Genomic DNA, 24,518 nt, shown 5'->3' with positions numbered 1-24,518 from the left:
CAACGAGAGGGGAATGGGATCAGTCCCCCGTAAGTATCCGATCGACGAGTTGTTTTACCGTCGGCACAAACCCATTCGAATAAAATGGGTCGCGCTTGAAACGAAACGCAGAATGCCCCGCGAACATCAAGTTTTCCTCTACGGGACCGCCATGCGCGATGTCCTGCAACGTCTTCTGGATGCAGAATGAGCGCGGGTCGGCAAGGTAACCAGTCGACCAATCGTCATGGTCCTTCCAGGCTGAGAAACCGCAATGTGACAAACAGCCCATGCAATCCGCCTGATCCTTGCGAATCGTGCCCTTCTCAGCAGGTGTGACGAAGACTAGCGTATTATCGGGCGTTTTCAGCGCATCGGTGTAACCGAGGCCGTACCATTCGCGGGCGCGCATCAGGTCGCCACGCGTCACCCAGAAATTGCGGCCTTTGACGCCAACATCGAGCTGGTGCGTGTGATCGCCAACCGATTCACCGGAAAACGCGATCTGCCGTTCGCTGCGCCCCTCCAGATTGCGAAGGAATGGGTTACGGACGGCACTCGAATAAAAGCCGGTCGGCGAGAAGCGATGAAGAAGGATGTCGCCTTCTTCCAACGTCATCAGCCGGTCTTTCCACCCCTGTGGGATCGGGCTTTCCTGCGTAAGCAGAGGTCGCGTGCCGAACTGGAAGGCAATCTGGCCAAGCTCAGGGTTATCGAGCCAATCGTTCCAGTCCTTCAGCGCCCAGACGCCACCAGCCATGACGATGGGGGTTTCATCGGGAATGCCGCCTTCGCGCATGGTTTCGCGCAAAGCTTTCACACGCGGATAAGGGTCTTCGGGCTTCCTGGGGTCTTCGGCGTTCGAAAGGCCGTTATGACCGCCCGCAAGCCACGGATCTTCGTAAACGACCGCAGACAGATAGTCCGCAGCCTTCGAATAAGCACGCTTCCACAGGGCGCGGAATGCCCGTGCGGAACTGACGATGGGCAAATAAGAAACGCCGTAGGACGAGGCGATCTCACTGAGCTTGTAAGGCATCCCTGCGCCGCAGGTGACACCGGCAATCATACCTTTGGTACGTTCGAGGACACCGTGGAGGATCGGCTGTGCGCCGCCCATTTCCCACAGGACGTTGATGTTGATCGCGCCCTTACCCGAAGACATTTCATAGGCAAGCTTAACCTGCTCGACGGCTCCGTCGATCGCGTACTGGATCAATTCCTTATGGCGTTCGACACGGGTGCGTGCAGCGTAAACCTGAGGGACAATTTTGCCAGTTGGGTCATAGCTATCTGCGTTAACCGCGCTGACCGTGCCAATGCCGCCCGCATGCGCCCATGCGCCCGAGCTCATGTGATTGGTCGCCGAAACGCCTTTGCCGCCCTCAATGAGTGGCCAGACTTCACGGCCGCGGTACACGATCGGCTTTACACCCTTGAACAAACCATCAGCTCCCAATGCCCCGCCTGATATATACGGGGACCGATCTGCAATTGCTTCAAGATTCGCAAAATGCAGCATCATAAAGCGTACGATAGCGGGCAATCATCACCCGCTCATCATATTCCGCGAGCGCCTTGGCCTTGTTCGCGGCTCCAAGCAACTGCCGGGTGCAATGATCGGAGCACAATCTTGCCAGCGCACTCGCAAAAGCACCGTCCTCTACCTCAGTGACATAGAGCCGGTTAGGGTCGGCTATGATGGTTGCACAGTCGCCGACATCGGTCGTTACACAGGGCAACCCCGCCGCCATCGCCTCGATCAGCGATATCGGGAATTGTTCGCTATTGGATGAAAGAGCGAAAATATCGAAATGTCCGACATAATCCTGCGGTCGGGGCATGAAACCCGGCATAACCAACCGATCGGCCATGCCACAGCGCTGCGCTTCGGCAAGGATGCGGGCATGTTCTGGCCCGGCCCCAACGATGACCAGCCGCCCGTTCGGGATGGCGGCAACCGCACGGACAAGGCGAGGCAGGTTTTTAATCTCGCGCAGCCCGGCAAGTGTTCCGACAACGATCTCTCCGGGTGAGCTGCTCAGTCCGGGGATCGGGATGACAGGCTCGGCATAGGCGGGAACGTCGATGCCATTGGGAATGCGGTGGACGCGGGTTGCGGGCTGGCGCCAGCTATTATGAGCCACAGACTCAAGCGTGCGAGAAGGCACGACCAGCGCCTTGGCCGTGGGCAATGCCAGACGGCGAAAAAGATTGCGCTTGGTTTTCAGGCGGACGGCCTCATCGGCATTAAAGCCATCTTCGTGATGGATCAGCGGCGGCAGATCCCGCGCAATGCGGTGCGCCATAACCGCGTCCATCGCGCCCCAATTATAAGTAAGGATCAGATCGAAGTTGCGCATATACGCAGCCAGTTTTCGATACCGACCGGGGGCTGGCTTACCATGGAGAGACGGTGCATCCGTGGGGAAACTCACGCGGATGCCGGTGTCGATCAAAACGCGCGCGCCCAAAGCACCGGGGGTTGCTGTCAGAATCGTATGCTCGGCCTCGCCACCAAAGGCGTTCATCAGCCGAACCGCACGGGTTTCCTTGCCTCCCGCATCGAAGGTCGAATGGCAATGAAGGATGCGCCGTGTCGCGGAAGGCGGGGACATCAGGCGAGGTCGGGCAAGAACGCGTCGATTGCGGCAAGAGCAGCCGGCTCATCCAGCGCAGGGGCATGCCCGACACCGGAGACATTTGTATATCTCGCGTTCGGTAACTTGGCGACCATCGCTTGAGCCGTCGCCTCGCTCAACACGTCGGACAATTCACCATGCAGGACCAAGGTCGGAACGCTCCCCATCCCCGTTAGCACAGGCCACAAGTCCTGCCCGGCCTCACCACCGGCAAGACGAAACGGCTCAGAAATTTTCTTGTCGTAATCTGCCACGATCCGGCCCGTCGATGTCAGGCGAAACGCGCGCTTTGCCATTACCAGCCAGTCGCTGAGGTCATAATTCGGATAAGTCGAAGCGTTATTCTCACTCAGCCAACGCGCGGCGTGCAGCCATGTCGGCCACGGCCCCGTCCTGCCGACATATCCCCTGATCCGTTCCAGTCCACGCGGTTCGATGTCAGGCCCGATATCGTTGAGAATAACACCGGCGATCCGTTCACGATCCATCGACGCCAGAATCATCGACACGATACCACCGAGCGACGTTCCCAGCAGGATCACACGTTGGACGGCCAGTTCAGTCAGCAATGCCTCGACGTCCTGAACATAGGTCAAGGGGACATAAGTCATCGCATCCTTGGCATATGCGCTTTCGCCGCGCCCCCTGAATTCCACCGCCAGAACACGCCACCGGCCAGCCAGCCGGGTCGCCAACGCATCGAAATCCCGGGCGTTTCGAGTCAAACCGGGAAGGCAAACGATTACGGGCTTGTCCGTCGCTCCGGCGTAATCGCGGTAGTGAAGCCGCAAGCCATCGTTCGACCACCAAAAACTATCTATGAATGTCATGGTTGATTGCCCCGACCCAAAGCGGCCATAGCGGCGTCATGGCCGACACAGCGCAAGCTTTCCACCCCGAACACGTTATCGACGAGATCGTGGACTTCATCGGCGATCCAGTGACAGCCGCTGAATTTCCCAAACACATCATCAGATGGCGCAATGACAAGGCAGCGGCTGACGTTGGGCTGACTGGCTTGAGCGACGATGAATGGCGGACCCATTTCGGACAGTTCGAACCCTTTGCGGGAAGCCTGCGTCAGCCTCTCGCCCTGCGCTATCACGGCCACCAGTTTCGTAGCTACAATCCCGACATCGGTGATGGTCGCGGGTTTCTGTTTGCTCAGATGCGGGACGATCGCGGCCGGTTGATGGATTTCGGCACCAAGGGTTCAGGAACGACACCTTACAGTCGTTTCGGCGACGGCGGGCTGACGTTGAAAGGCGGCGTGCGCGAGATTTTGGCGACCGAGATGCTCGAGGCACTGGGTGTTGAGACGTCGCGGACTTTCTCGCTAATCGAAACCGGCATGGCGCTCCACCGGGGAGATGAACCCTCGCCCACGAGATCGTCGGTCATGGTGCGACTAAGTCACGGGCATATCAGGATTGGCAGTTTTCAAAGGTTAGCGACTCTAGGATTAAACGATGAGTTGGGACAACTGGTCGCCTATGCCCTGAAGCATTATTATCGGGAGGAGGCCGGAGCGGACGCCCCTGCCCGCCTGCTGACCCTTGTAGCGCGGAATACCGGGCGACTGGCGGCTTCCTATATGGCGGCGGGATTCGTTCATGGCGTTCTGAACACCGACAATATCAACATCACCGCTGAAAGTTTCGATTATGGGCCGTGGCGGTTCGCGCAAACTTTCGATGCTGGATTTACGGCAGCTTATTTCGATTCGACTGGGCTATATTCGTTCGGACGACAGGCGGAAGCGATCCATTGGGACGTGGTGCAGCTTGCAATTGCGCTCAAGAATATCTCGGAAGTAGAGCCATTAGCGGCAGCCGTGGATGAGTTTGCGCCCGCTTATCGCGCTGGGCTGGTCAACCGAATGCTGTGGCGGCTGGGCGTTGCGCCACGTGGTCAGGATGAGGACATCGCGCTGGTTCAGGCGATCGAGGGAGCGCTGACCGAAAACCAGATCAATATCGACCGCTTCTATTTCGATTGGGCAGGCGGCGACCTTCGTGTCGGCCACGCTGACTATGCTTCGGATGGTTTTGCGACGTTCCGTCAGGCAATCGCCCCCTATTCATCGACCATCGATCTTACCCATCCCTATTGGACCGATGCCACGCCGTGCGGAATGGCGATCGAGGAGGTTGAGGCGATCTGGAAGCCGATTGCCGAGGACGACGAATGGTCGATGTTCGAGCGCAAAGTATTCGCGATTCGCCGTATGGGTGAAGCGCTCAACCGTCGGCCTATGGCAAATCGGCATTGATCCGCTAAAGACAGGGAATGAGTGCGGAAATAGTTTCGACCGAGCCCGCGACCGGCGCGGTCATATGGCGCGGCCCCGTCAGTAACGTCGATGACGAGGTGGCATTGGCGCGCGCTGCGTGGCCCGAATGGACCGCCAAACCGCTTGCCGTGCGTGTCGAATTATTACGCAGGTTCGCCAATGTCGTACGCGGCAAGGGCGACGAGTTCGCCGACATCATATCTCGCGAAACCGGAAAGCCTTTGTGGGAGGCCAAGACCGAAATCGATTCGGTCATCGCAAAGGTCGATATTTCCGTCGACGCCTATAACGAACGCACCGCCCAGCGGCGTGTCGATGGCGAGATGAACGGTCGTCAGGCCCTCCGTCACAAATCACATGGCGTACTGGCCGTTCTGGGGCCGTATAATTTTCCGGCGCACCTGCCTAACGGCCATATCGTCCCTGCGCTGATCGCGGGTAATGCGGTCGTATTCAAACCCTCCGAAAAGACCGTCGCGACGGGCAAAATGCTGGTCGAGTGTTTCCATCAGGCGGGTATCCCGACCGGAGTCATTCGTCTTGTTGTAGGCGGTCCGGCCGAAGGCAAGACGCTAGGTGCGCACCCTGATATCGACGGCTTGCTGTTCACCGGATCGGCACAAACCGGCCTGCTATTGAACCGCCAGTTCGCCGAAATGCCGGGAAAAATCCTCGCACTGGAAATGGGCGGCAATAATCCTATCGTCGTATGGGACGCTCCCGATATTTACGCTGCTGCGGTCCTGGTCGTGCAGTCGGCGTTTCTGAGCGCGGGTCAGCGATGCACCGCCGCACGTCGGCTGATCGTACACGATGGTTTCCACGAACCGCTGATCGAACAAATCAAGCGGCTGGTCGGACGCCTGATCGTCGGTGAGCCGCATTCCAGCCCCCCGCCCTTTATGGGCCCGGTCATCGACAATGAAGCGGCCGATGGATTGCAGGAGAGCTTCCTCGCCCTGCTGATGAAAGGTGGTCGCCCGCTGCTACAGATGGAGCGCCCGATTGCCGGTCGCCCGTTCCTGACACCAGCGATGGTCGACGTTACCGATATTGCCGATCGTCCCGACATGGAGTTGTTCGGCCCGTTGCTACAGGTGATCCGGGTTCCCGATTTCGAAGCGGCGCTGGTGGAGGCGAACAATACGCGCTTTGGTTTGGCGGCTTCGTTGATCGGCGGCAGTCCACAGCTTTACGACCGGTTCTGGGCCAATGCGCGGGCGGGGATCGTCAACTGGAACAAGCCGACCAACGGTGCCTCATCACGCGCGCCGTTCGGGGGCATTGGACTGTCGGGCAATCACCGCCCGAGCGCCTATTATGCCGCCGACTATTGCGCCTATCCGGTCGCCTCCGCCGAGGAAGAGAATGCGCGCGGGTCGATCGCCGTTGGGTTACGCGAGGACTAACGCAAAAGCTGCGCTAATGTGGACACAACAATCGCTGGGTTGAGGTTAGCGGCTCACAGGGCCATGTGACAGTCATGGCTACTCTTCTCGATCCCGAAGCGCGTGGGCGCGTTATCCTTGTTGGTGCTGGTCCGGGTGATCCCGGCTTGCTGACAATGAAGGCCGTCAAGGCGCTTGGCGAGGCCGATGTGGTTGTCCACGATGGGCTGATCGACGATGGCGTGTTTGAATATGTGCGCTCCGACGCGCAGCGGATCAATGTCGCCAAAAAGCGTGACCGTCACACTTTGCCGCAGGAAGCTATTAACGCGCTGATCGTTGCCCATGTCAAAACTGGAGCAATCGTCGTGCGGCTTAAAGGCGGCGACCCATTTGTGTTTGGGCGCGGCGGTGAAGAAGTAGAAGCAGTGCGCGCCGCTGGATTGCGCGTCGATGTAATTCCCGGCGTATCCGCTGCGCTGGGTTGCGCTGCCGAGGCAATGTTGCCGCTGACGCACCGGGACTGGTCGAGTGCCGTCAGCTTCGTAGCTGGCACCTGCAAGGGACTGGCCGAACAAAGCTGGTCGGGGCTGGCCGGACATGGTCGCACGCTGGTTATTTACATGGGCGTCACTTGCGCGCGAGCTATTGCAGATAAGCTGATGCTGGAGGGCGTCTCGCCGGGCATCGCGGTTGCCGTTCTGGAACGTGGTACCCTGCCCGGTTCGCGCGCAATGCGGACTTTGCTTGCCGATCTCGGCGATCTGGTGGAACGAGAGAATGTACTCAGCCCGGCGATTCTGGTCATTGGAGAAGTCGTGCTGTTGTCGGATGCAGAAAACAAATTGGTTTCGCTTGCCAAACAGGCAGAAGCCGTGGGGATTACGACGTGAAAATTTTAACGGGCAATGACCTGAAGTCGGGCGATGTGATCTGGTGGACCGGCGATAGCTGGTCGCGCCATGTTGAGGATGCCGGAGATGTGGGCGAACATGGTGCTGGCATCCTGTCCGCCGAAGAGGGTGCGCGGCGGGTCAACGCCGCCTACATCATCGAAGCCGTTGCTACTGCCGATGGGCCCCGTCCGGCCCATATTAAGGACCGCGTACGTGCCCTTGGCCCGACCGTGCGCCCCGATCTGACCCTGAAACCCGCCGATCGCGATGTCGGAGCCTGGATAATTTAATGTATAAATACGACAATTACGATCAGGCGCTGGTTGACGCGCGTGTGGCGGACTTCCGCGATCAGGTGGCACGGCGGATCGCTGGCGACATGACTGAGGATCAGTTCAAGCCGCTGCGGCTGATGAACGGTTTGTACCTGCAACTGCATGCGTACATGCTGCGCGTGGCCGTGCCCTATGGCACGCTAGACGGGCGACAGATGCGGATGCTGGCGAAGATCGCTCGCAAGTACGACCGTGGCTATGGGCATTTCACGACGCGCCAGAACATTCAGTATAACTGGATCAAACTCGACGAAGCGCCCGACATCCTTGCCGATCTGGCGACGGTCGAGATGCACGCCATCCAGACGAGCGGAAATTGCATCCGCAACATCAGTTCGGATCAATATGCAGGAGCTGCTGCCGATGAGGTAGCCGATCCGCGCATCTGGGCCGAAGTTCTGCGCCAGTGGAGCACATTCCACCCTGAATTCAGCTATTTGCCGCGCAAGTTCAAAATTGCGGTGGTGGCCAGTGCTGAAGATCGCGCGGCGATGCGCCTGCACGATATCGGGATCGAGCTGACGACACGCGACGGGGTATTGGGCGGCCGTATTTACGTCGGTGGCGGCATGGGCCGTACACCGATGGTCGCGCCCGAAATCCGCGACTTCGTGGCAGCCAACGACCTGCTCAGCTATGTCGAGGCCTGCCTGCGGGTCTATAACCGCTATGGTCGCCGCGATAATATCTACAAGGCGCGGATCAAGATCTTGATCCACGAGTTGGGAGCCGACGAATACCGGCGTCAGGTCGAAGAAGAATTCCTGCACGTTAAAACTTTGGGCCTTGACCCGCCCAAAACCGAATTCGACCGGGTGTCCGCCTTTTTTGCGCCGCCCGCTTTTGAATCCGGGCTTTCGGACGAGATCGAACAGAGCGATCCGGCGTTTAAGATTTGGGTGTCGCAAAACACGGCCAAGCATAAGGCCGCGGGGTATGTGATCGCCAACATCAGCTTGAAGCCCATCGGCGGCATTCCGGGCGATGCTTCGGCGGATCAGATCGACGTTATGGCAGATCTCGCCGAGCGGTACAGTTTCGATGAGCTGCGTGTGACGCACGCGCAGAACATCGTGCTTCCCCATGTGGCAAAGCGTGATCTGTACGCGGTCTGGCAGGCGCTGGTTGCGGTTGATCTGGGAACCGCGAACCTCGATCTGGTCAGCGACATCATCGCCTGTCCGGGGCTGGACTATTGCAGCCTCGCCAATGCACGGTCGATCCCCGTGGCGCAGAAGATTCAAAAGCGTTTTGCCGACATGGACCGGCAACGAGACCTCGGCGAGCTGAAGCTGAAGATTTCGGGCTGCATCAATGCGTGCGGGCATCACCATGCCGGCCACATCGGCATTCTCGGCGTGGATCGAAAGGGTGTCGAAAATTACCAGCTTTCACTCGGCGGTTCGGGTGCCGAAGATGTTTCGCTCGGCAAAATTACAGGACCGGGCTTTTCGGAAGACGGGATCGTCGATGCGATCGAGCGTGTGACCGACAAATATGTCGAGGTGCGCGAGGGTAACGAACGCTTCCTCGACACTTATCGCCGCGTTGGCATGGAACCGTTTAAGGAGGCGATCTATGGATAACGCCCAACTTCAGTGGCCGCGTTTTCGTAACGATGACGCACGGGATGAGCCTGCGGTGACGCTCGATGCGTTCATTGCCGACCAGTCGAACGCGAATGCCGTCCGTGTCGAACCCGGTGACGACGTGCGTGAATTGTTGCCGCATCTTGACCGTGTCGCCATGGTCGAAGTGTCGTTCCCATCGTTCCGTGACGGGCGTGGGTATTCAACCGCGCGCATCCTTCGCGAAGCGGGCTACACCGGCGAACTGCGGGCGGAGGGCGACGTACTGGTCGATCAGGTCGCCTATATGCGCCGTTGTGGTTTCGACAGTTTCGCACCCGCCAAACCGATCGACCCCGCGGTCGTAGCCACAGTCCTGTCGCGCTACCCCGAGGTATATCAGCGCGCCGCCGATGGCCGAACGCCCGTCTGGAAACTTCGTCATGGCTAACGCAGTGCGGCAGATCGACGTCATAGACACGGCCCCGAAATTCACGCCCGAGTCCGCGCGCGCGTTGGATGAGAAATGGACTGGTGTCGAGACGACCGAGATGCTGCGCGGTCTGCTTGCCAACCCGCCTTTCGAGGATCTGGCGCTGGTTTCGTCGTTCGGAGCCGAAAGTGCGGTGCTGCTTCACATTGTTTCGCAGATCGACAAGTCGCTCCCGCTGATTTTCGTCAATACGCAAAAGATGTTCGGTGAGACTCTGGCGTATCGCGACGAACTGGCGGAGCGGCTCGGGTTCGTGGATTTGCGCGTTTATCGTCCCGACCCGTATCTGCTGGCGCAGAAGGATGCGACTGGCTTGCGCTGGAATTACGATCCGGATGGCTGCTGCGACATTCGTAAAGTCGATCCATTGCGTCGTGCGTTGAATGGCTTTGATGCATGGCTTTCGGGCCGCAAAGGGTTTCAGTCGGGAACGCGCACCGCTCTGCCCCGGTTCGAGGCGGACGAAGGTCGGTTAAAGATCAACCCGCTGGTCGATTGGGACAAAGCGCAGCTCGATGCTTATTTCGACGAGCATAAACTGCCCCATCACCCGCTTGAAGCGCAAGGCTATCTGTCGATCGGCTGCGCGCCCTGCACGTCGAAAGTTGCGGATGGCGAAGATCCACGCGCCGGTCGCTGGCGTGGTTGGGACAAGGTCGAGTGCGGTATTCATACGCCCGAAGCGGACGATCCGGTTTTCTGATTTTTGATGGCGGCGATCCACTCGACACGCCACTATTGCTCACCAAAACTCGCGTCATCCCGAATTAGTTCAGGATGACGGCGCGGGCCTAACCTAGTTCGATCCGTAATATGCTGGGTCGGCCAAGTCGCTGAACTTGGTAATCTTCGCCTCGAACTTCAGATTGACCTTGCCTGTCGAGCCGTGGCGCTGTTTGGCGACGATCATTTCAGCCGTGCCGAAAATCTTCTCGCCTTCGGCAAACCACGCGCGATGGGCGTCACTGTCATGGTCGGCGGGTTCGCGATGACCGTGATAATATTCTTCGCGATAGACGAACAACACGATGTCGGCGTCCTGCTCGATCGATCCCGATTCGCGAAGATCGGAAAGCTGAGGCCGTTTGTCCTCACGTTGTTCCACCGCACGGCTGAGCTGCGACAGCGCCAACACAGGCACGTTCAATTCCTTTGCCAGCGTCTTCAGTCCGCGTGAAATTTCCGAGATTTCCTGCACACGGTTCGCTTCGGACGAACGCCCGGAACCTTGCAGAAGCTGGAGATAGTCCACGACGATCAGACCGATACCATGTCGGCGTTTCAGGCGCCGCGCACGGGTACGAAGCGCCGCGATCGTCAGGCCGGGCGTATCGTCGATGAACAACGGCAGCGTTTCGAGCTCCGCCGCCGCGCGCGCCAGATTACGGAAATCGGCCTGACCGATCTTCCCCATACGCAGCGCTTCGGAACTCAGGCCCGAATTTTCGGCAAGAATACGTGTTGCGAGCTGATCCGACGACATTTCCAGACTGAAAAAAGCGACTTTGGCACCAATCGACTTTTCCGGCGCAATTCCATCGGTCTCATCCTGGACCCATCGCTGCGCGGTATTGAACGCGATATTGGTCGCCAGAGCGGTCTTTCCCATGCCGGGACGTCCGGCAAGGATAAGCAAATCGGAATGATGCAGGCCGCCGATCTTGGCGTTCACAGTCTGTAGTCCGGTCGTGATCCCCGAAAGCCCCCCGCCGGAATTGAGCGCCTTTTCAGCCATTTCGACTGCGACTTTCATCGCTTGCCCAAAGGTTTTTACGCTGCCTTCACCGCCGCCTTCTTCGGCCACCTTGTAAAGTGCGACTTCGGCGGCTTCGATTTGGCCCTTGGGGTTAATTTCCTCCGAAGTGTCCAGCGCGCCCTCGACCATTTCCCGGCCGACCGTCACCAGCGCGCGCAACAGGGCCAGATCATACACCTGCGTGGCGAAATCGCGCGCGCCGATGATTGCGGCGCTGTTGCCGGTCAACTGGGCAAGATAGGCGGGTCCGCCCAGCTCGCGCATCGTGTCATCGGCTTCGAACATCGGGCGCAGGGTCACCGGGTTGGCAATCATGTTCCGGTCGATCTGGCGCAGTATCGCCTCATAGATGCGCCCATGTACGGGCTCGTAGAAATGCTCGGGTCGCAGCCGTCCCTGCACGTCCTCGGCAATTCGGTTGTCTATCATCAGCGCACCGAGAAGCGCTGCCTCCGCCTCGACATTGTGCGGCAGTTCGGGGCCGCCACCGGCAGGGGGCGAGGTCGGAACGAGTCGGATAGGATCAGCCATGGAACACTCATGCGCGCCGAAACGCAGCGTTCCAACAGGGCTTTGCAACTTATCCACACCATAGTTTGGTTGATATCAAACCAATATCCGTCCATCGGAGCATAATTATCGCGTAAGGACCGCCGATCCCGTGAATGAAATGTCGAAAATTGAAGTCGATGCCGGACTGGCTGCTGGTGTCGATGGAAATGATGGGGGAGCGCAGTCTTCGCCGCGCAAATCGCGCACGCGGCTGATCGTTATGCTTTCGGTTCCGGCGATCATCATCGTAGCTGCGCTGTTCTTCTGGCTGACTTCGGGCAAAACTGTCACGACCGATAACGCCTTAATCAACGCCCCGGTCGTCAGCATCGCGCCCGAGGTTTCAGGCCCGATCCTCGAGGTCCGGGTATCGGAGAATCAGGTCGTTAAGGCCGGCGACCTGCTTTTCCGCATCGACCCCGCCCCTTACCGTATTGCCTTGATGCAGGCGGAGGCTGCGGTAAGCAACGCCCGCGTTCAGGTCGCTCAGCTTGGCGGTACTGCGAATTCGAAGGATGCCGATGTTTCCTCGAAAGCGGCAGATATCGCCGCGCGGGCATCGGACGTGCAACTGGCCGAGCAGACACTCACTCGCCAAACCGCGTTGATGAAACAGGGTTTTACGACGCGCGCGCAACTGGATTCGGCGCAGGCTGCGATGAACGCGGCGCGGCAAGCCAGAGCAGCCGCTGTCGCTGAGCGCCAGTCTGCGCTCGCGACTGCAGCTTCGGCGCGCGCGGCGTTGGGCACCGATGCCGATGGGCAGCCACCAGCGGTTGCCGCAGCAATGGCTCAACGTGAAAAGGCGCGACTCGACCTCACCCGCACCGAGGTCCGCTCACCGATAAACGGTCGCGTAACGCAAACGGATCGTCTGGAGGCTGGCAATATGGCGACGATGTCGCTTCCCCTGGTGAGCATCGTGGGCGGCAACGGGTATTGGATTGATGCCAATTTCAAGGAAACCCAATTAGCGAAAGTGCGGATCGGGCAGAGCGCCGAAGTCGAGATCGACGCCATTCCCGGGCACAAGTTCAAGGCAATAGTTACCGGCATTGGCGCGGGCACTGGTTCGCAATTCTCACTCCTTCCGGCACAGAACGCGACGGGAAACTGGGTGAAAGTGACTCAGCGCGTACCTGTGCGTTTGACGTTCACTGAGAAGTTGGAACGACCGCTGGTTGCAGGATGGAGCGCCAAAGTCACCGTTCGCGTGGCCGACTGATTTGCCCGAAAGGGTAACGATGGCCGATCCCAGAATCATCGATATTCAGCTCGACGAGCGAACGATCGCCTGGCGGTCTCTGGACATCGAGCAGGAACGCCGGATCGCGATATTCGACCTGTTGGAAGGAAATGTCTTTCGGCCCCTACGCCAGCATCCCGATGGGTATGCCGGTCCCTATCGGTTGAAATTGTCGGTCGAGGAAGGTCGGCTCGGCCTAGAAATCGCGCGCGAAGACGGCGCGCCGTTGGAAGCGTTGATCCTTGGAATGGCAAGATTTCGTCGCCCTATCCGCGACTATTTCGCGATTTGCGACAGCTATTTTCAGGCGGTAAAAGCATCATCACCCGCTCAGATAGAAACGATCGACATGGCGCGGCGCGGCATTCACAATGAAGCGTCGGAGATGCTGGTAGAAAAGTTGCAGAACAAGATCGAGGTCGATTTCGATACCGCACGCCGCCTTTTCACGCTGATCTGCGTGCTGCACATCAAGGGATAATATGACGCCTGCTCAACTCATCACCGCAGCACGCGAAGCAGCATTTCATGCGTATGCTCCCTATTCGAAATTCGCGGTTGGCGCCGCCCTTTTGCTCAGCGACGGCAGCGTTGTCACGGGCACGAACTTCGAAAACGCCAGCTATGGCCTATCACTGTGCGCGGAAACGGTCGCGCTGGCGAAGGCCAATTGCGACGGGCAACTGCGCAATGTTGTCGAGATTGCCGTAATCGGGGGAGTGCCGAACGGAATAGCGGTCGTTCGCCCCTGCGGTCGCTGCCGCCAGATGCTGAACGAATCCGCGCAACTCGGAGGGCGCGACATCGTGATCCACTGCAGCTCAGGCGATGCGTCCATTATGGAAACGCACCGCCTGTCCGATCTTCTGCCCTATGCGTTCGGGCCTGCCGATTTGGCCGATTTTATATAAGCATCGACTGCAGTAGGCAGGAGCGCCAATGGCACACCACCCGTCTTGACCAATGTGTCGTTGAAGCTGGCGAGGTCGAATTTCGGCCCCAACGCCGTCTGAGCCACTCCGCGAAGGCGCAGAATTTCATTGTGGCCCATCTTGTAACCGCATGCTTGTCCGGGTGACGCGCAATAGCGATCGGTCTCGCTGGTCATCGCGCCCTCGCCCTTGCCGGTTTCATCCATCAGGAACTTCACCGTCTGCTCGCGGGTCCAGTGCATTGCATGAAGCCCGGTATCCGCGACCAGACGACAGGCGCGGAACTGCAATGCCTGCAGGAAGCCGATCTCACTGAACGGATCGTCGGCATAAAGACCCGCTTCATCAACAAGTTGCTCCGAATAGAGCGCCCACCCCTCAACGAACGCGTTAAACCCGATCAGCGACGAGATCAGCGGAATTTCCGCATGATGTTCGGCAAGATAGGCCCCCTGCCACGTATGTCCCGGAATACCTTCATGCGCAGTAAGGGTCGCCAGTTGGTATTTGGGCCAAAGCGATGTCGACTTCAGATTGACATAATAGATCGCGGGCCGTTTCCCGTCGAGCGATGCAAAATTCATATAACCAAGAGCCGCACCGTCCTGAATATCGACCGGAACGCGCTTTACAATCACTTCTGCCTTCAACCCGAGATGCGACAATTTCGGCATCAACGGACGAACGGCCGCAACCTTTTCATTGAGAAAAGCGATCAGTTGCGCCCTGCCCGCATCGTCATCCGAATAGAGCTGGCGCGGATCTTTGTTCAACGCCTGCACACGTTCGCCGACAGTGCCTTGCGTCATCCCCTGCTTACGAAGGAGCACATCCATTCGGGCCTTCAACTCTGCGTTCTGAGCAAGCCCCAGCTTATGGATTTCCGCAGCCGAAGTTTCGGTCGTGGTGCCAAGCCGCAACGCCCATTTGTAATAGTCATCGCCCATCGGCAGGCGTTGGACGCCAGCAGTGTGCGGCGCGTTTCTCGTGGCAGCAGTAAATGCGGCAAGCTGACGATCGACCGCCGGATAAACCAGACTTTCAACCATATTCTGCGCCCGTGCGCTCCAGTTACCGGGAATATTCTTTGCGGCAGTACGTGTTGCGATCGACGTCACCAGCTTTTGGTTGGCGGCTTTGGTCGCGCGGAACCCCTTGATCTGGCCGATGACGTTTGCAGCAATGAAGTCCGGTGGCATCACGCCACGCGCTGCGTCATCCCTGATCTGTGCCGTTTCAACATCGAGTGACTTCGCGAACGCGGCTACACGCGAAAGATAGGCTTCCGCATCGCTTGCCGAATTGATCGGGTGCTGTGAATCAAGGAATTCAGGTGTGCTGGAAAGCGCCCCGTTTTGCTGGCTAACGACATAGGGCGATGTGCCGCCGAAGAACCCCTGGCTGGCATTCGCATAAAAGAACGGCTTGGCTTCTTGTGTACGATCGAGCGTGTAATGGATCGTATCCCAGCGCAACTGATCCACCGGCGACAGGGTCTTTCGATCGATTGCATTAACTTGCGCCTGCATCGCAATGGCTGCGCTCGCAAAGGCAGCGTTCCCCGCAGGCGAATAGTCGGAAAGCTTTGCGCGCAACCCGGCACGCGGACCTACATCGACGCCAAGGTTCGTCGCGGTTTCTGGCGAAAGATTTAGTGCCTGATCGGCGATACTATCAAGCACGTTCCTGAACCTGTCAGGCGAAGGGGCGGTGACCGCGCGCGCCGCAGCCGGAATACTGGCAAGTCCCAATGTAGCTGCGCCGCCCGCGATAATCGTGCGGCGGTTAGTCGTGATTCCAAAATCGGCCAATTTGAATCTCCCTGATATATTATTACGTGGGAGGCTATTCCGCGAGAGACGCTGCGGCAAGCGCGATCCGGTGCAATTTATGTTCGCGCCATACAATATAGAGGCCACTGGAAATAATGATCGGCGCGCCGAGCCACATCCACGGCGTTGGCCATTCCGAAAACAGCGCGGCACCAAGCGCCGTCGTCCAGAACAGACTGGCGTAATCGACCGGAGCTATGACCGATACCGGCGCAAACCGGAGTGAAAACGTCAAAGCGATCTGACCAAAGCTGCCCGCGACACCCATGCCGATCAGCAATAACCACGTACCCGCATCATGATAATGGAGTGCCCACGGCATGATTAGTAACAGCGCGAGCGACGAATTTACGCCGAACCAGAACACCACCGTCAATGGGGATTCGGTGCGACCGATCTGACGGATCAAAATGGACGTCACCGCGACCATGAACGCCGCCGCAAGCCCGATCGCCGTGCCAAACGGGTGCACGCCACCTGACTGCGGGTGCACAACAATCAACACGCCGACGAAACCAAGAGCCACCGCGCCCCATCTATGCAAACCGATATATTCGCGCAGCCACAACGCCCCGAGGATCGTTGCGAACAAGGGTGTCGTGAACCAAACCGTTTGCGCTTCGGCGAGCGGCAACAGAGCAACCGTCGCAAAATTCAGCGCCATTCCGAAAAGTCCTGAACTTGCGCGTCGAAAGTGCGCTCCCGGTCTTTTGGTCTTTAATGACGCCATACCCGGCCCAATGGCGGCGATGATGACGACCGGAACAATCATGATGGACTGACGGAAAAACAGGATTTCAATAAGGTTGACGCCCCGCTCTTGCGCGAGTTTCGCCAGGGCAAACATGATCGATAGAAATACTGTCGTAGCGAGGCGCATTCCGATGCCAGCCAGCGGTCTGTCCGCACGGAGCACGCTCGTGCCGTTTCTGTTCATGGGGGTCGCTCTAGTGGCGTAGCGAGACTGGACAACCCCCGCACGCTCCGCAAAGACGCTTTGCTATGAAACACGCCCTCAACGTCACTCGCGAAGCCGATTTCGCTGCCTGGTATCAAGCCGTCATATCCGAAGCCGACATGGCCGAGGATTCAGGCGTGCGCGGTTGCATGGTCATTCGCCCATGGGGCTATGGCATCTGGGAGCGCATTCAGAAGCTGCTCGACCAGCGAATCAAGGAAACGGGGCACGAAAATTGCTATTTCCCAATCTTTATTCCGCTCTCCTATTTTGAAAAAGAAGCCAGCCATGTTGATGGTTTTGCGAAAGAAATGGCGGTTGTCACCCATCATCGTCTGATCGCTGACGGCAAGGGCGGATTGATGCCCGATCCTGCAGCAAAACTGGAGGAACCGCTGATCGTGCGGCCGACTTCGGAGACCGTAATCGGCACGGCAATGGCCCGCTGGGTGCAGTCGTGGCGCGATTTGCCGGTGCTGATCAACCAGTGGGCCAATGTCGTCCGCTGGGAAATGCGGACTCGAATGTTCCTGCGAACGAGCGAGTTTCTTTGGCAGGAGGGCCATACCGCCCATGCCACACGCGACGAAGCGGTCGAAGAAACGCTGAAAATGCTCGAAGTGTATCGTGAGTTCGCCGAGAATTGTCTGGCGATGCCGGTTGTCGCTGGTGAAAAGCCCGAACATGAGCGGTTTCCGGGCGCAGAGGCCACGTACAGCATCGAGGCGATGATGCAGGACGGTAAAGCCTTACAGGCGGGCACCTCCCACTTCCTCGGGCAAAACTTCGCCAAGGCGCAAAACATACGCTTTCAGGACAAGGCTGGCGAATTCGCCCATGCCTGGACGACGAGCTGGGGTGTTTCGACGCGGATGATCGGCGGCCTAATCATGGTTCACGGTGATGACGATGGCCTTCGTCTGCCGCCCGCTGTTGCGCCACATCAGATCGTGATCGTCCCGATGCTGCGTGAAACTCCCGAAGATGATGCCGTTTTGACCTATGCGCGCGAATTGCGGGCCGAACTGTTGAAACTGAACGCGCTGGGTGAGCCTTTGCGTGTTCATGTCGATACCAAGGCGGGCAAAGGCAAGCGCTGGGCATGGATCAAGAAGGGCGCGCCGCTGATTATCGAGGTCGGTGGCCGCGATGTTGCTGGCGGGAACGTGTCGCTGGTTCGGCGCGACCGGCTTTATGGCGAAGGCGGGAAGCTGGCGAGCGCTGTCCTGCTGCGGGCCGATTTTATTGGTCAGGCTGCCGGATTGCTCGATGAAATTCAGTTGGGCTTGTTTGCAGAGGCTCAGGCGCGGCGCGATGCGGCGATCGTTCGGGTGGAAGACTGGGCGGCTATCGAAAAGCATTTCACCGGCGGCGAGGACAAGGTGATCGGCTGGGTCGAGGCTGACTGGTCGCGACCGACCGGAGCGGCGCTGGGCGCAGTTGCGGCGAAATTGAAGGCTTTGAAACTGACCGTGCGCAATACGCCGGTTGGTGCAACGGCACCAACTGGCACATGCGTGTTCACAGGCGAGCCTGCCGTAGAGCGGATTTTGATCGGGCGGACATACTGAACTATCACCCATAGTTATGATCGACCTGTTCCTCGCCACTGACATTCCCGCGCCGCTTGAGACAGCCTTGTCGGCAAGGTTTCGCTTGTTTCGGGGTTCACCTCCCACGACCACGCGCGCGATTGTGGGTGGGGGTATGAGCGCAGTCGATGCCGCCCTGATTGCCAGTCTGCCTGCACTGGAAATCATCGCGGTTCATGGCGTGGGGCATGATCGCATCGACCTTGATGCGGCCACACGGGCGGGTGTCCGCGTCACGCTTACGCCTGATGTTCTCACCGATGATGTTGCCGATCTCGCCATCGGTTTAATGCTCGCCGTGCAGCGTCGGATACCGGCCAACGACCGCGCCGTTCGCCATGGAAACTGGCGCGTTCCGAACGGAAGGCGGGCCAGTGGACGCAGAATAGGGTTGTTCGGCATGGGGTTGATCGGACAGTCGATCGCATCCCGCGCCGCACCCTTTGCATCTGAAACCCTCTATACAAGCCGAACCGCAAAAGCGTGGCTACCCTATCGGTTTGTGCCAGATCTCGCCGAACTGGCGACCGCAAGCGACGTGCTGATCGTAGCGGCGTCGGGCGGCACGGAAACCGCGAAGGCCGTGAACGCAGATATTCTGGATCGCCTCGGTCGCGATGGCGTCCTGATCAACATCGCCCGTGGTGGCATCGTGGACGAGACCGCACTGGTCGCCGCCTTGCTGGAGGGACGCATATACGGTGCTGGGCTAGACGTCTTCGCTCACGAACCAATTGTACCCGATGCTTTGAAAACCCTCGATACCGTTGTGCTCCAATCGCATCAGGGAAGCGCGACGCAAGAAGCCCGTGCCGCAATGGCGGTGCTCGTACTGGCGAATCTGGACGCGCATTTTACCGGCCAGCCACTCCTTACCGCGATCAATTGATCGTCAGCGCAAGGCTCGCTCTATCGCTTTCGACCAGTCCGACAAAAACCCGTCGCGCCTTGTCCTGGTCATCTCAACATCGAACCGCGCATCGGACCGCCACTTCTGAGAAAATTCGCCTTTGTCGGCAATAATTCCGGTCGTGATTCCGGCCAGTACGGCCGCGCCCAGTGCAGTGGTTTCGTGGCTAGCAGGGCGTTCGACCGGCGTTTCCAATATGTCGGCCAGAAACTGTGCAAACCAATTGTTCTTTGCCATCCCGCCGTCGATACGGATCGCTGCCGGTCGAGTGGTGCCGTCCGCCGCCATCGCATCGGTCAGGTCGCGAGTCTGAAAGGCAATGCTCTCCAGCGTCGCTCGAACAAGGTCGGCTGCGGTCGTGTCCAGGGTCAAGCCGTGGATACTGGCCCGTAAGTCGGGTCGCCAATGCGGCGCGCCAAGGCCGACGAAAGCGGGGATCACAACGACACCATGATCTTCGCGCGCCGCCCTCGCGACGGCCTCCGTCTCTCCAGCAGTCTCCACCAGCCCGATCTTGTCCCGGAGCCATTTGACTGCCGCTCCTGCAACAAAGATCGACCCCTCCAGAGCATAAGCGTGCTCTCCCGAAATGTCGTATGCCGGGGTGGTCAACAGTCGGTTGGTCGATATCGGCGCATCGGGTCCGGTGTTCATCAGCATAAAACAACCGGTGCCATAGGTCGATTTTACCATGCCGGGTTCGAAGCACGCCTGACCGATCAGGGCGGCCTGCTGATCGCCCGCCATGCCCGCAATCGGGATGGCGCGACCGAACATTGCGGGGTCGGTTTCGCCAAACAAATAAGTGTTGGGATAAACCTCTGGTAAGAGACTTTCTGGAATATCGAATATCTTCAACAGTTCGGCATCCCAGCATCGCCGGTGAATGTCATACAGCATAGTGCGCCCGGCATTCGTCCAGTCGGTCGCGTGGACTCGTCCGCCGGTCAACCGCCAGAGCAGAAACGTATCGATGGTGCCGACCGCCAGTTTTCCTTTGCCAGCCTGCTCCCGCGCACCGCTTACGTTATCAAGCAGCCACTTGACCTTGCTCGCCGAGAAATAGGGATCGAGCAGCAGACCGGTTTTTTGCTGAATCGCCCTCTCGTGGCCGTCCGCCTTTAACCTTGCACAGAATTCCGCTGTGCGCCTGTCCTGCCAGACGATGGCATTGTGGATGGGCTTGCCCGAAGCGCGGTCCCAGATCACGATCGTTTCACGCTGGTTGGTGATGCCAATGGCGGACGGATCACCCGCCTGCATCGCCTGTTTCATCACCCGCAGCGTAGAGGCCCAGATATCCTCCGCATCATGTTCTACCCAACCCGGCTGCGGATAATGCTGAGGAAACTCCTCCTGCGCGGTGGCAACGGGCTTTGCGTCGCTATCGAACAGGATCGCCCGTGACGATGTTGTCCCCTGATCGACCGCCAGCAGATATTTCGACATGTTTGCCTTTCAGATAGTCCGCGAGCCGGGCGATTTGCGCCTCGTTCATCGCCAGTCCCAATTTGCTTCGCCGCCAGATGACGTCATCGACCGAGTGCGCCCATTCGTGGGTGACCATCCAGTCGACTTCGGTTTGCGATAACCCTGCACCGAATTCCTCGCCCAAATCGTCCGCGTCCTTGATCATGGGGCCAATCATGTCGAACAGCATCGAGCCATATGCGCGGGCCATGCGAAGCGATCGTGCTTCACCGAGGAACGGATAGCGCGCTAGGACTTTGACAAGAAACGGATCGAACGCGCCAATATCGCCGCCGGGGAACGGAGCAGAACGGGTAACGCGGGAAACTTGCCAGTCGGTGACTTTGGCGAGTTTTCCGATAGCTTCCTCAGCCAGATGTCGCGCGGTCGTGATCTTGCCGCCGAACACCGAAAGCAATGGCGCTCCCGCCGCGTCGAGTTCCAGCACGTAATCGCGCGTGACGGCCTTCGCCTCGCTCGCGCCGTCGTCGTACAGCGGACGCACTCCGGAGTAAGTTCGCACGACATTGGCGGGGGCGATCTGTTTCACGAAGAAATGGTTTGCCGCCTCGCATAGATAGCTGATTTCGTTCGGTGTGATCTGCGCGTCTTCGGGGCGTTCGACCGGGATATCCGTGGTGCCGATCAGCGTCGTGTCGTTAGCATAGGCGATAGCGAACACGATGCGTTTGTCGGGTTGTTGCAGCATATAGGCCTGGGCGCCGTCGAATATCTTTGGCACGACGATATGGCTGCCCTTGATCAGGCGCACGCCGCTGCGGGCGTTGGCTCCGGTCAGCGCCAGTGCTTCAGCGACCCACGGACCGGCGGCGTTGACCATCGCGCGCGACTGCACTGTTCGGCCATCGGAAAGCGTTGCTTCCCAAATGTCACCGACGCGGCGAGCGGCGATCATTGCGGTGTGCGTGACGATTTCCGCTCCATGCCGAGCGGCATCCATCGCGTTCAGGACGACCAGGCGCGCATCGTCCACCCAGGCGTCCGAATAGACGAAGCCCCTGCCCTGTCGCTTCAATGGTTTCAGATAGTTAGTATCAGTCTTTCGTAATGCACGTGAACGCGGCAAAGTAATCCGACCGCCGATATTATCGTAAAGCAACAACCCAAGCCGAACGAGCCACCACGGGCGCACCGCATTCTCATGCGGCAGGACGAAGTGCATCGGGTAAATCAGATGGGGCGCGGCTTTCAACAGGCGCTCGCGTTCCTGCAACGCCTCCCTGACCAGCCCGAATTCATAATATTCGAGATAGCGCAGCCCGCCGTGGACCAATTTTGTTGAGGCCGATGACGTGTGGCTGGCGAGGTCGTCGCGTTCGACGAGCATCACCGACAGGCCGTTCAACGCGGCCTCACGCGCAATCGCGGTGCCATTGATGCCGCCGCCGACGATGAGAAGATCAAAGACCATGGTTTGCTTTACCGTTTGGCCTGACCCCGCCAACCCCCTATCGTCGCACGATGTCCAAACATATCGAGCCGGGTCTGCCTACGCGCGACCAGATTTTGAACTTCATCACCACGTCGGAAACGGCGGCGGGCAAGCGCGAGATTGCGCGCGCGTTTGGACTGAAAGGTTCGGAGAAGATCGCGCTGAAAGCATTGTTGAAAGACATGGCTGATGAGGGGCTGATCGACAGCGCGCCGGGGCGGGCGTTTCATAAAATGGGCGGTTTGCCGAAGGTCACGGTGTTTCGCGTTGTCGACATTGAGGGCGATTCAGTGCTGGCGGTTCCGGAGAATTGGCAAGCTGATGGAATCACGCCGCCGCGGGTTCGGGTGATCGAACGAAGCAAGGCCGGGGCGATGGCGGTGGGGGACCGTTTCCTGGGTCGATCCGAGGAACGCGGTGCGGGCTATGTCGTTCATTCTATGAAGAAATTAGCCAAATCGGAGGAGATGTTGCTGGGCGTCGTCCGGCGTGAGGGAGATCGGTTTTTCCTGAAACCCGTCGACAAGCGCGAGCGGAATGACACGCTGATTTCGGACATTGGCGATGCGGTGGACGGTGATCTGGTGTTGGCGGAAAAGGCCGGTCGTCCACCCCGCATCGTGGCGCGGGTTTCGGAGATTCTGGGCGACCCATTTGCGCCTAAAGCATTCAGTTTAATCGCGATTCACAAACACGGCATCCCCGATCACTTTACCGAGGATATGCTGGAGGAAGCACACCGGGTTTCGAAGACGAAGCTGGGCGATCGCGAGGATTTGCGCAATTTGCCCATCGTGGCGATCGATCCGGCCGACGCGCGCGACCATGATGATGCGGTTTGGGCTGCTCCCAACGACAAAGGTGGCTTTGAAGCCATCGTCGCGATCGCGGATGTGTCGTTTTATGTCCGTTCCGGGTCACTTTTGGACCGGGAAGCGAAGAAACGCGGCAATAGTGTGTACTTCCCCGACCGTGTTGTGCCGATGCTGCCCGAGGAATTGTCGGCGGATATCTGTTCACTGAAACAGGGTCAGGACCGCGCGGCGCTGGCGTGCCACCTGACCATCGACGCCAAGGGCAAGGTGACGGCGTGGCGGTTTACGCGCGCGGTGATCCGGGTCGCCGCGAACATCGCCTATGAGGACGCGCAGGCCGCCATCGACGGAGGCAATGCACCCGAACATCTGAAACATTTATGGGCGGCATGGGCGCTGTTGGCGAAAGCGCGAGACGCACGCGAGCCGCTGGCGCTGGACTTGCCGGAGCGGCGGGTTGTGCTGAACGAACAGGGCCAGATCGTCAGCATCGCGGTGCGCGATCGGTTGGACGCGCACCGGCTGATCGAGGATTTCATGATCGCGGCGAACGTAGCGGCGGCCAAGGCGCTGGAGGCGAAGAAGTCGCCAGTGATGTACCGGGTGCACGAGGTTCCGGGCCGTGAGAAACTGGTCGCGCTGAAAGATTATCTGGCGACGTTCGGAGTGAACTTCGCGCTGGGGCAGGTTGTAACGCCCGCGGTGTTCAACCGCTTGCTGGAGCGCGTTACCGATCCAGAACAGCGGCCGCAGATCATGGAGCAGGTGCTGCGGACGCAAACTCAGGCTTATTATGGGCCGGACAATCACGGGCATTTCGGCCTGTCGCTCGGCAGCTATGCGCATTTTACCTCACCGATCCGGCGCTATGCCGATCTGCTGGTGCATCGCGGGCTGGTGCGCAGTTTCGGATTGGGCGACGGTGGGCTGACCGATGACGAGGCGCAGCGGATGAAGGTGCTGGGCGAGGCGATCAGTCAGGCGGAGCGTCGTGCGATGCTGGCCGAGCGTGAGACTGTGGACCGCTATGTCGCCGCGCATCTGTCGACGCGGATCGGTGAGATCATCGACGCGCGGATCACCGGGGTTTCGAACTTCGGGTTCTTTGCGACGGTGGACGGGATCGGCGGCGATGGGCTGGTGCCGGTATCGACGCTGGGGAACGACTACTTCCGCTATGATGAGGGTGCCAAGACGCTGGAGGGCGATGTTTCCGGCGTGAAATATGCGCCGGGGATGAAGCTGCAACTGCGGCTGGCGGAGGCGAACCCGATCAGCGGGGCGCTGCGGTTTGAGCTGCCGGAGGGTGGTTCTGCGCCGAGGCAGCAAAAGGGGCGGATTACGACAATGCACCGTGGGCGGCCCAAGGGGATACCGCATAAGGGGGGTAAGCGGCGGTAGCGTCGAA

Annotated in this window: 21 protein-coding genes; 13 read left to right on the top strand and 8 right to left on the bottom strand. The window is 59.1% G+C overall.

Annotated features, from left to right (window positions below):
* Positions 1-19: 19 nt before the first annotated feature.
* The 3 genes from D3Y57_RS16675 to D3Y57_RS16665 are packed head-to-tail and all read right to left on the bottom strand — an operon-like array spanning position 20 to position 3,451.
* Positions 20-1,423 (bottom strand): NAD(P)H-dependent flavin oxidoreductase, encoded by a 1,404-nt coding sequence (locus D3Y57_RS16675; protein ID WP_121156093.1) that lies wholly within the window; start codon positions 1,421-1,423, stop codon positions 20-22.
* Positions 1,424-1,478: 55 nt separating this feature from the next.
* Positions 1,479-2,597, bottom strand: coding sequence for a glycosyltransferase (locus D3Y57_RS16670; protein ID WP_121154397.1), 1,119 nt, complete (start codon positions 2,595-2,597; stop codon positions 1,479-1,481).
* On the bottom strand, positions 2,597-3,451 hold the full coding sequence (locus D3Y57_RS16665; protein ID WP_121154395.1) for an alpha/beta fold hydrolase: 855 nt from the start codon (positions 3,449-3,451) through the stop codon (positions 2,597-2,599). Before D3Y57_RS16665 ends, D3Y57_RS16670 begins: the two co-directional genes overlap by 1 nt.
* A gap of 38 nt (positions 3,452-3,489) precedes the next feature.
* Between D3Y57_RS16665 and D3Y57_RS16660 the strand changes: the two genes are divergently transcribed.
* The 7 genes from D3Y57_RS16660 (at position 3,490) to D3Y57_RS16630 (ending at position 10,297) form a co-directional block, all read left to right on the top strand.
* Positions 3,490-4,893, top strand: a complete 1,404-nt coding sequence (locus tag D3Y57_RS16660; protein ID WP_121154393.1) for a protein adenylyltransferase SelO family protein — start codon at positions 3,490-3,492, stop codon at positions 4,891-4,893.
* Positions 4,894-4,910: 17 nt separating this feature from the next.
* Entirely contained in the window at positions 4,911-6,323 is a 1,413-nt protein-coding gene (gene astD / locus D3Y57_RS16655) for a succinylglutamate-semialdehyde dehydrogenase (RefSeq protein WP_121154391.1), read from the top strand.
* 74 nt (positions 6,324-6,397) lie between these two features.
* Positions 6,398-7,195 (top strand): uroporphyrinogen-III C-methyltransferase, encoded by a 798-nt coding sequence (cobA, locus tag D3Y57_RS16650; RefSeq protein ID WP_121154389.1) that lies wholly within the window; start codon positions 6,398-6,400, stop codon positions 7,193-7,195.
* Entirely contained in the window at positions 7,192-7,488 is a 297-nt protein-coding gene (locus D3Y57_RS16645) for a DUF2849 domain-containing protein (RefSeq protein ID WP_121154387.1), read from the top strand. Before cobA ends, D3Y57_RS16645 begins: the two co-directional genes overlap by 4 nt.
* Positions 7,488-9,119 carry a nitrite/sulfite reductase gene (locus D3Y57_RS16640; protein WP_121154385.1) on the top strand — a complete coding sequence of 544 codons (1,632 nt, stop codon included), beginning with the start codon at positions 7,488-7,490 and terminating at the stop codon, positions 9,117-9,119. The genes D3Y57_RS16645 and D3Y57_RS16640 overlap by 1 nt, the downstream gene beginning before the upstream one ends.
* Entirely contained in the window at positions 9,112-9,552 is a 441-nt protein-coding gene (locus D3Y57_RS16635; protein WP_121154383.1) for a DUF934 domain-containing protein, read from the top strand. Before D3Y57_RS16640 ends, D3Y57_RS16635 begins: the two co-directional genes overlap by 8 nt.
* Positions 9,545-10,297: a phosphoadenylyl-sulfate reductase gene (locus D3Y57_RS16630; RefSeq protein WP_121154381.1), complete on the top strand. Its 753-nt coding sequence runs from the start codon at positions 9,545-9,547 to the stop codon at positions 10,295-10,297. The genes D3Y57_RS16635 and D3Y57_RS16630 overlap by 8 nt, the downstream gene beginning before the upstream one ends.
* 93 nt (positions 10,298-10,390) lie before the next feature.
* Here D3Y57_RS16630 and D3Y57_RS16625 read toward each other — a convergent pair whose 3' ends face one another.
* On the bottom strand, positions 10,391-11,881 hold the full coding sequence (locus tag D3Y57_RS16625; RefSeq protein WP_121154379.1) for a replicative DNA helicase: 1,491 nt from the start codon (positions 11,879-11,881) through the stop codon (positions 10,391-10,393).
* A 139-nt stretch (positions 11,882-12,020) separates the two neighbouring features.
* Here D3Y57_RS16625 and D3Y57_RS16620 point away from each other — a divergent pair, with 139 nt between their 5' ends.
* Genes D3Y57_RS16620 through D3Y57_RS16610 form a run of 3 tightly spaced genes read left to right on the top strand, consistent with a single transcriptional unit; the run spans position 12,021 to position 14,059 of the window.
* Positions 12,021-13,127 (top strand): HlyD family secretion protein, encoded by a 1,107-nt coding sequence (locus D3Y57_RS16620; RefSeq protein WP_239025903.1) that lies wholly within the window; start codon positions 12,021-12,023, stop codon positions 13,125-13,127.
* Between the two features lie 19 nt (positions 13,128-13,146).
* Positions 13,147-13,629: a UPF0262 family protein gene (locus D3Y57_RS16615; RefSeq protein WP_121154375.1), complete on the top strand. Its 483-nt coding sequence runs from the start codon at positions 13,147-13,149 to the stop codon at positions 13,627-13,629.
* Between the two features lies 1 nt (position 13,630).
* Entirely contained in the window at positions 13,631-14,059 is a 429-nt protein-coding gene (locus D3Y57_RS16610) for a cytidine deaminase (protein WP_121154373.1), read from the top strand.
* Here the strand turns inward: D3Y57_RS16610 and D3Y57_RS16605 are convergent.
* Positions 14,020-15,891, bottom strand: coding sequence for a DUF885 domain-containing protein (locus D3Y57_RS16605; protein WP_239025902.1), 1,872 nt, complete (start codon positions 15,889-15,891; stop codon positions 14,020-14,022). The two genes, D3Y57_RS16610 and D3Y57_RS16605, sit on opposite strands and share 40 nt — an antisense overlap.
* 34 nt (positions 15,892-15,925) lie before the next feature.
* Positions 15,926-16,849: a DMT family transporter gene (locus D3Y57_RS16600; RefSeq protein ID WP_121154371.1), complete on the bottom strand. Its 924-nt coding sequence runs from the start codon at positions 16,847-16,849 to the stop codon at positions 15,926-15,928.
* Positions 16,850-16,914: 65 nt separating this feature from the next.
* On the opposite strand from D3Y57_RS16600, the gene proS reads away from it, so the two are divergent.
* Complete coding sequence (proS, locus tag D3Y57_RS16595; protein ID WP_121154369.1) at positions 16,915-18,441, top strand: proline--tRNA ligase; 1,527 nt, start codon at positions 16,915-16,917, stop codon at positions 18,439-18,441.
* Positions 18,442-18,457: 16 nt separating this feature from the next.
* A complete protein-coding gene (locus tag D3Y57_RS16590) occupies positions 18,458-19,351 on the top strand; it encodes a 2-hydroxyacid dehydrogenase (RefSeq protein WP_121154367.1) in 894 nt (297 codons plus the stop codon).
* Positions 19,352-19,354: 3 nt separating this feature from the next.
* Here the strand turns inward: D3Y57_RS16590 and glpK are convergent, their stop codons facing one another.
* Positions 19,355-20,821, bottom strand: a complete 1,467-nt coding sequence (glpK, locus tag D3Y57_RS16585) for a glycerol kinase GlpK (protein ID WP_121154365.1) — start codon at positions 20,819-20,821, stop codon at positions 19,355-19,357.
* Positions 20,757-22,274, bottom strand: coding sequence for a glycerol-3-phosphate dehydrogenase (gene glpD / locus D3Y57_RS16580; protein ID WP_121154363.1), 1,518 nt, complete (start codon positions 22,272-22,274; stop codon positions 20,757-20,759). The genes glpK and glpD overlap by 65 nt, the downstream gene beginning before the upstream one ends.
* A 50-nt stretch (positions 22,275-22,324) precedes the next feature.
* Here glpD and rnr point away from each other — a divergent pair, with 50 nt between their 5' ends.
* A complete protein-coding gene (gene rnr, locus D3Y57_RS16575) occupies positions 22,325-24,511 on the top strand; it encodes a ribonuclease R (protein WP_121154361.1) in 2,187 nt (728 codons plus the stop codon).
* Positions 24,512-24,518: the final 7 nt, after the last annotated feature.

This window comes from Sphingomonas paeninsulae (assembly GCF_003660165.1).
Lineage (GTDB): Bacteria > Pseudomonadota > Alphaproteobacteria > Sphingomonadales > Sphingomonadaceae > Sphingomonas_O > Sphingomonas_O paeninsulae.
This window is presented reverse-complemented; position numbering and strand designations above follow the sequence as displayed.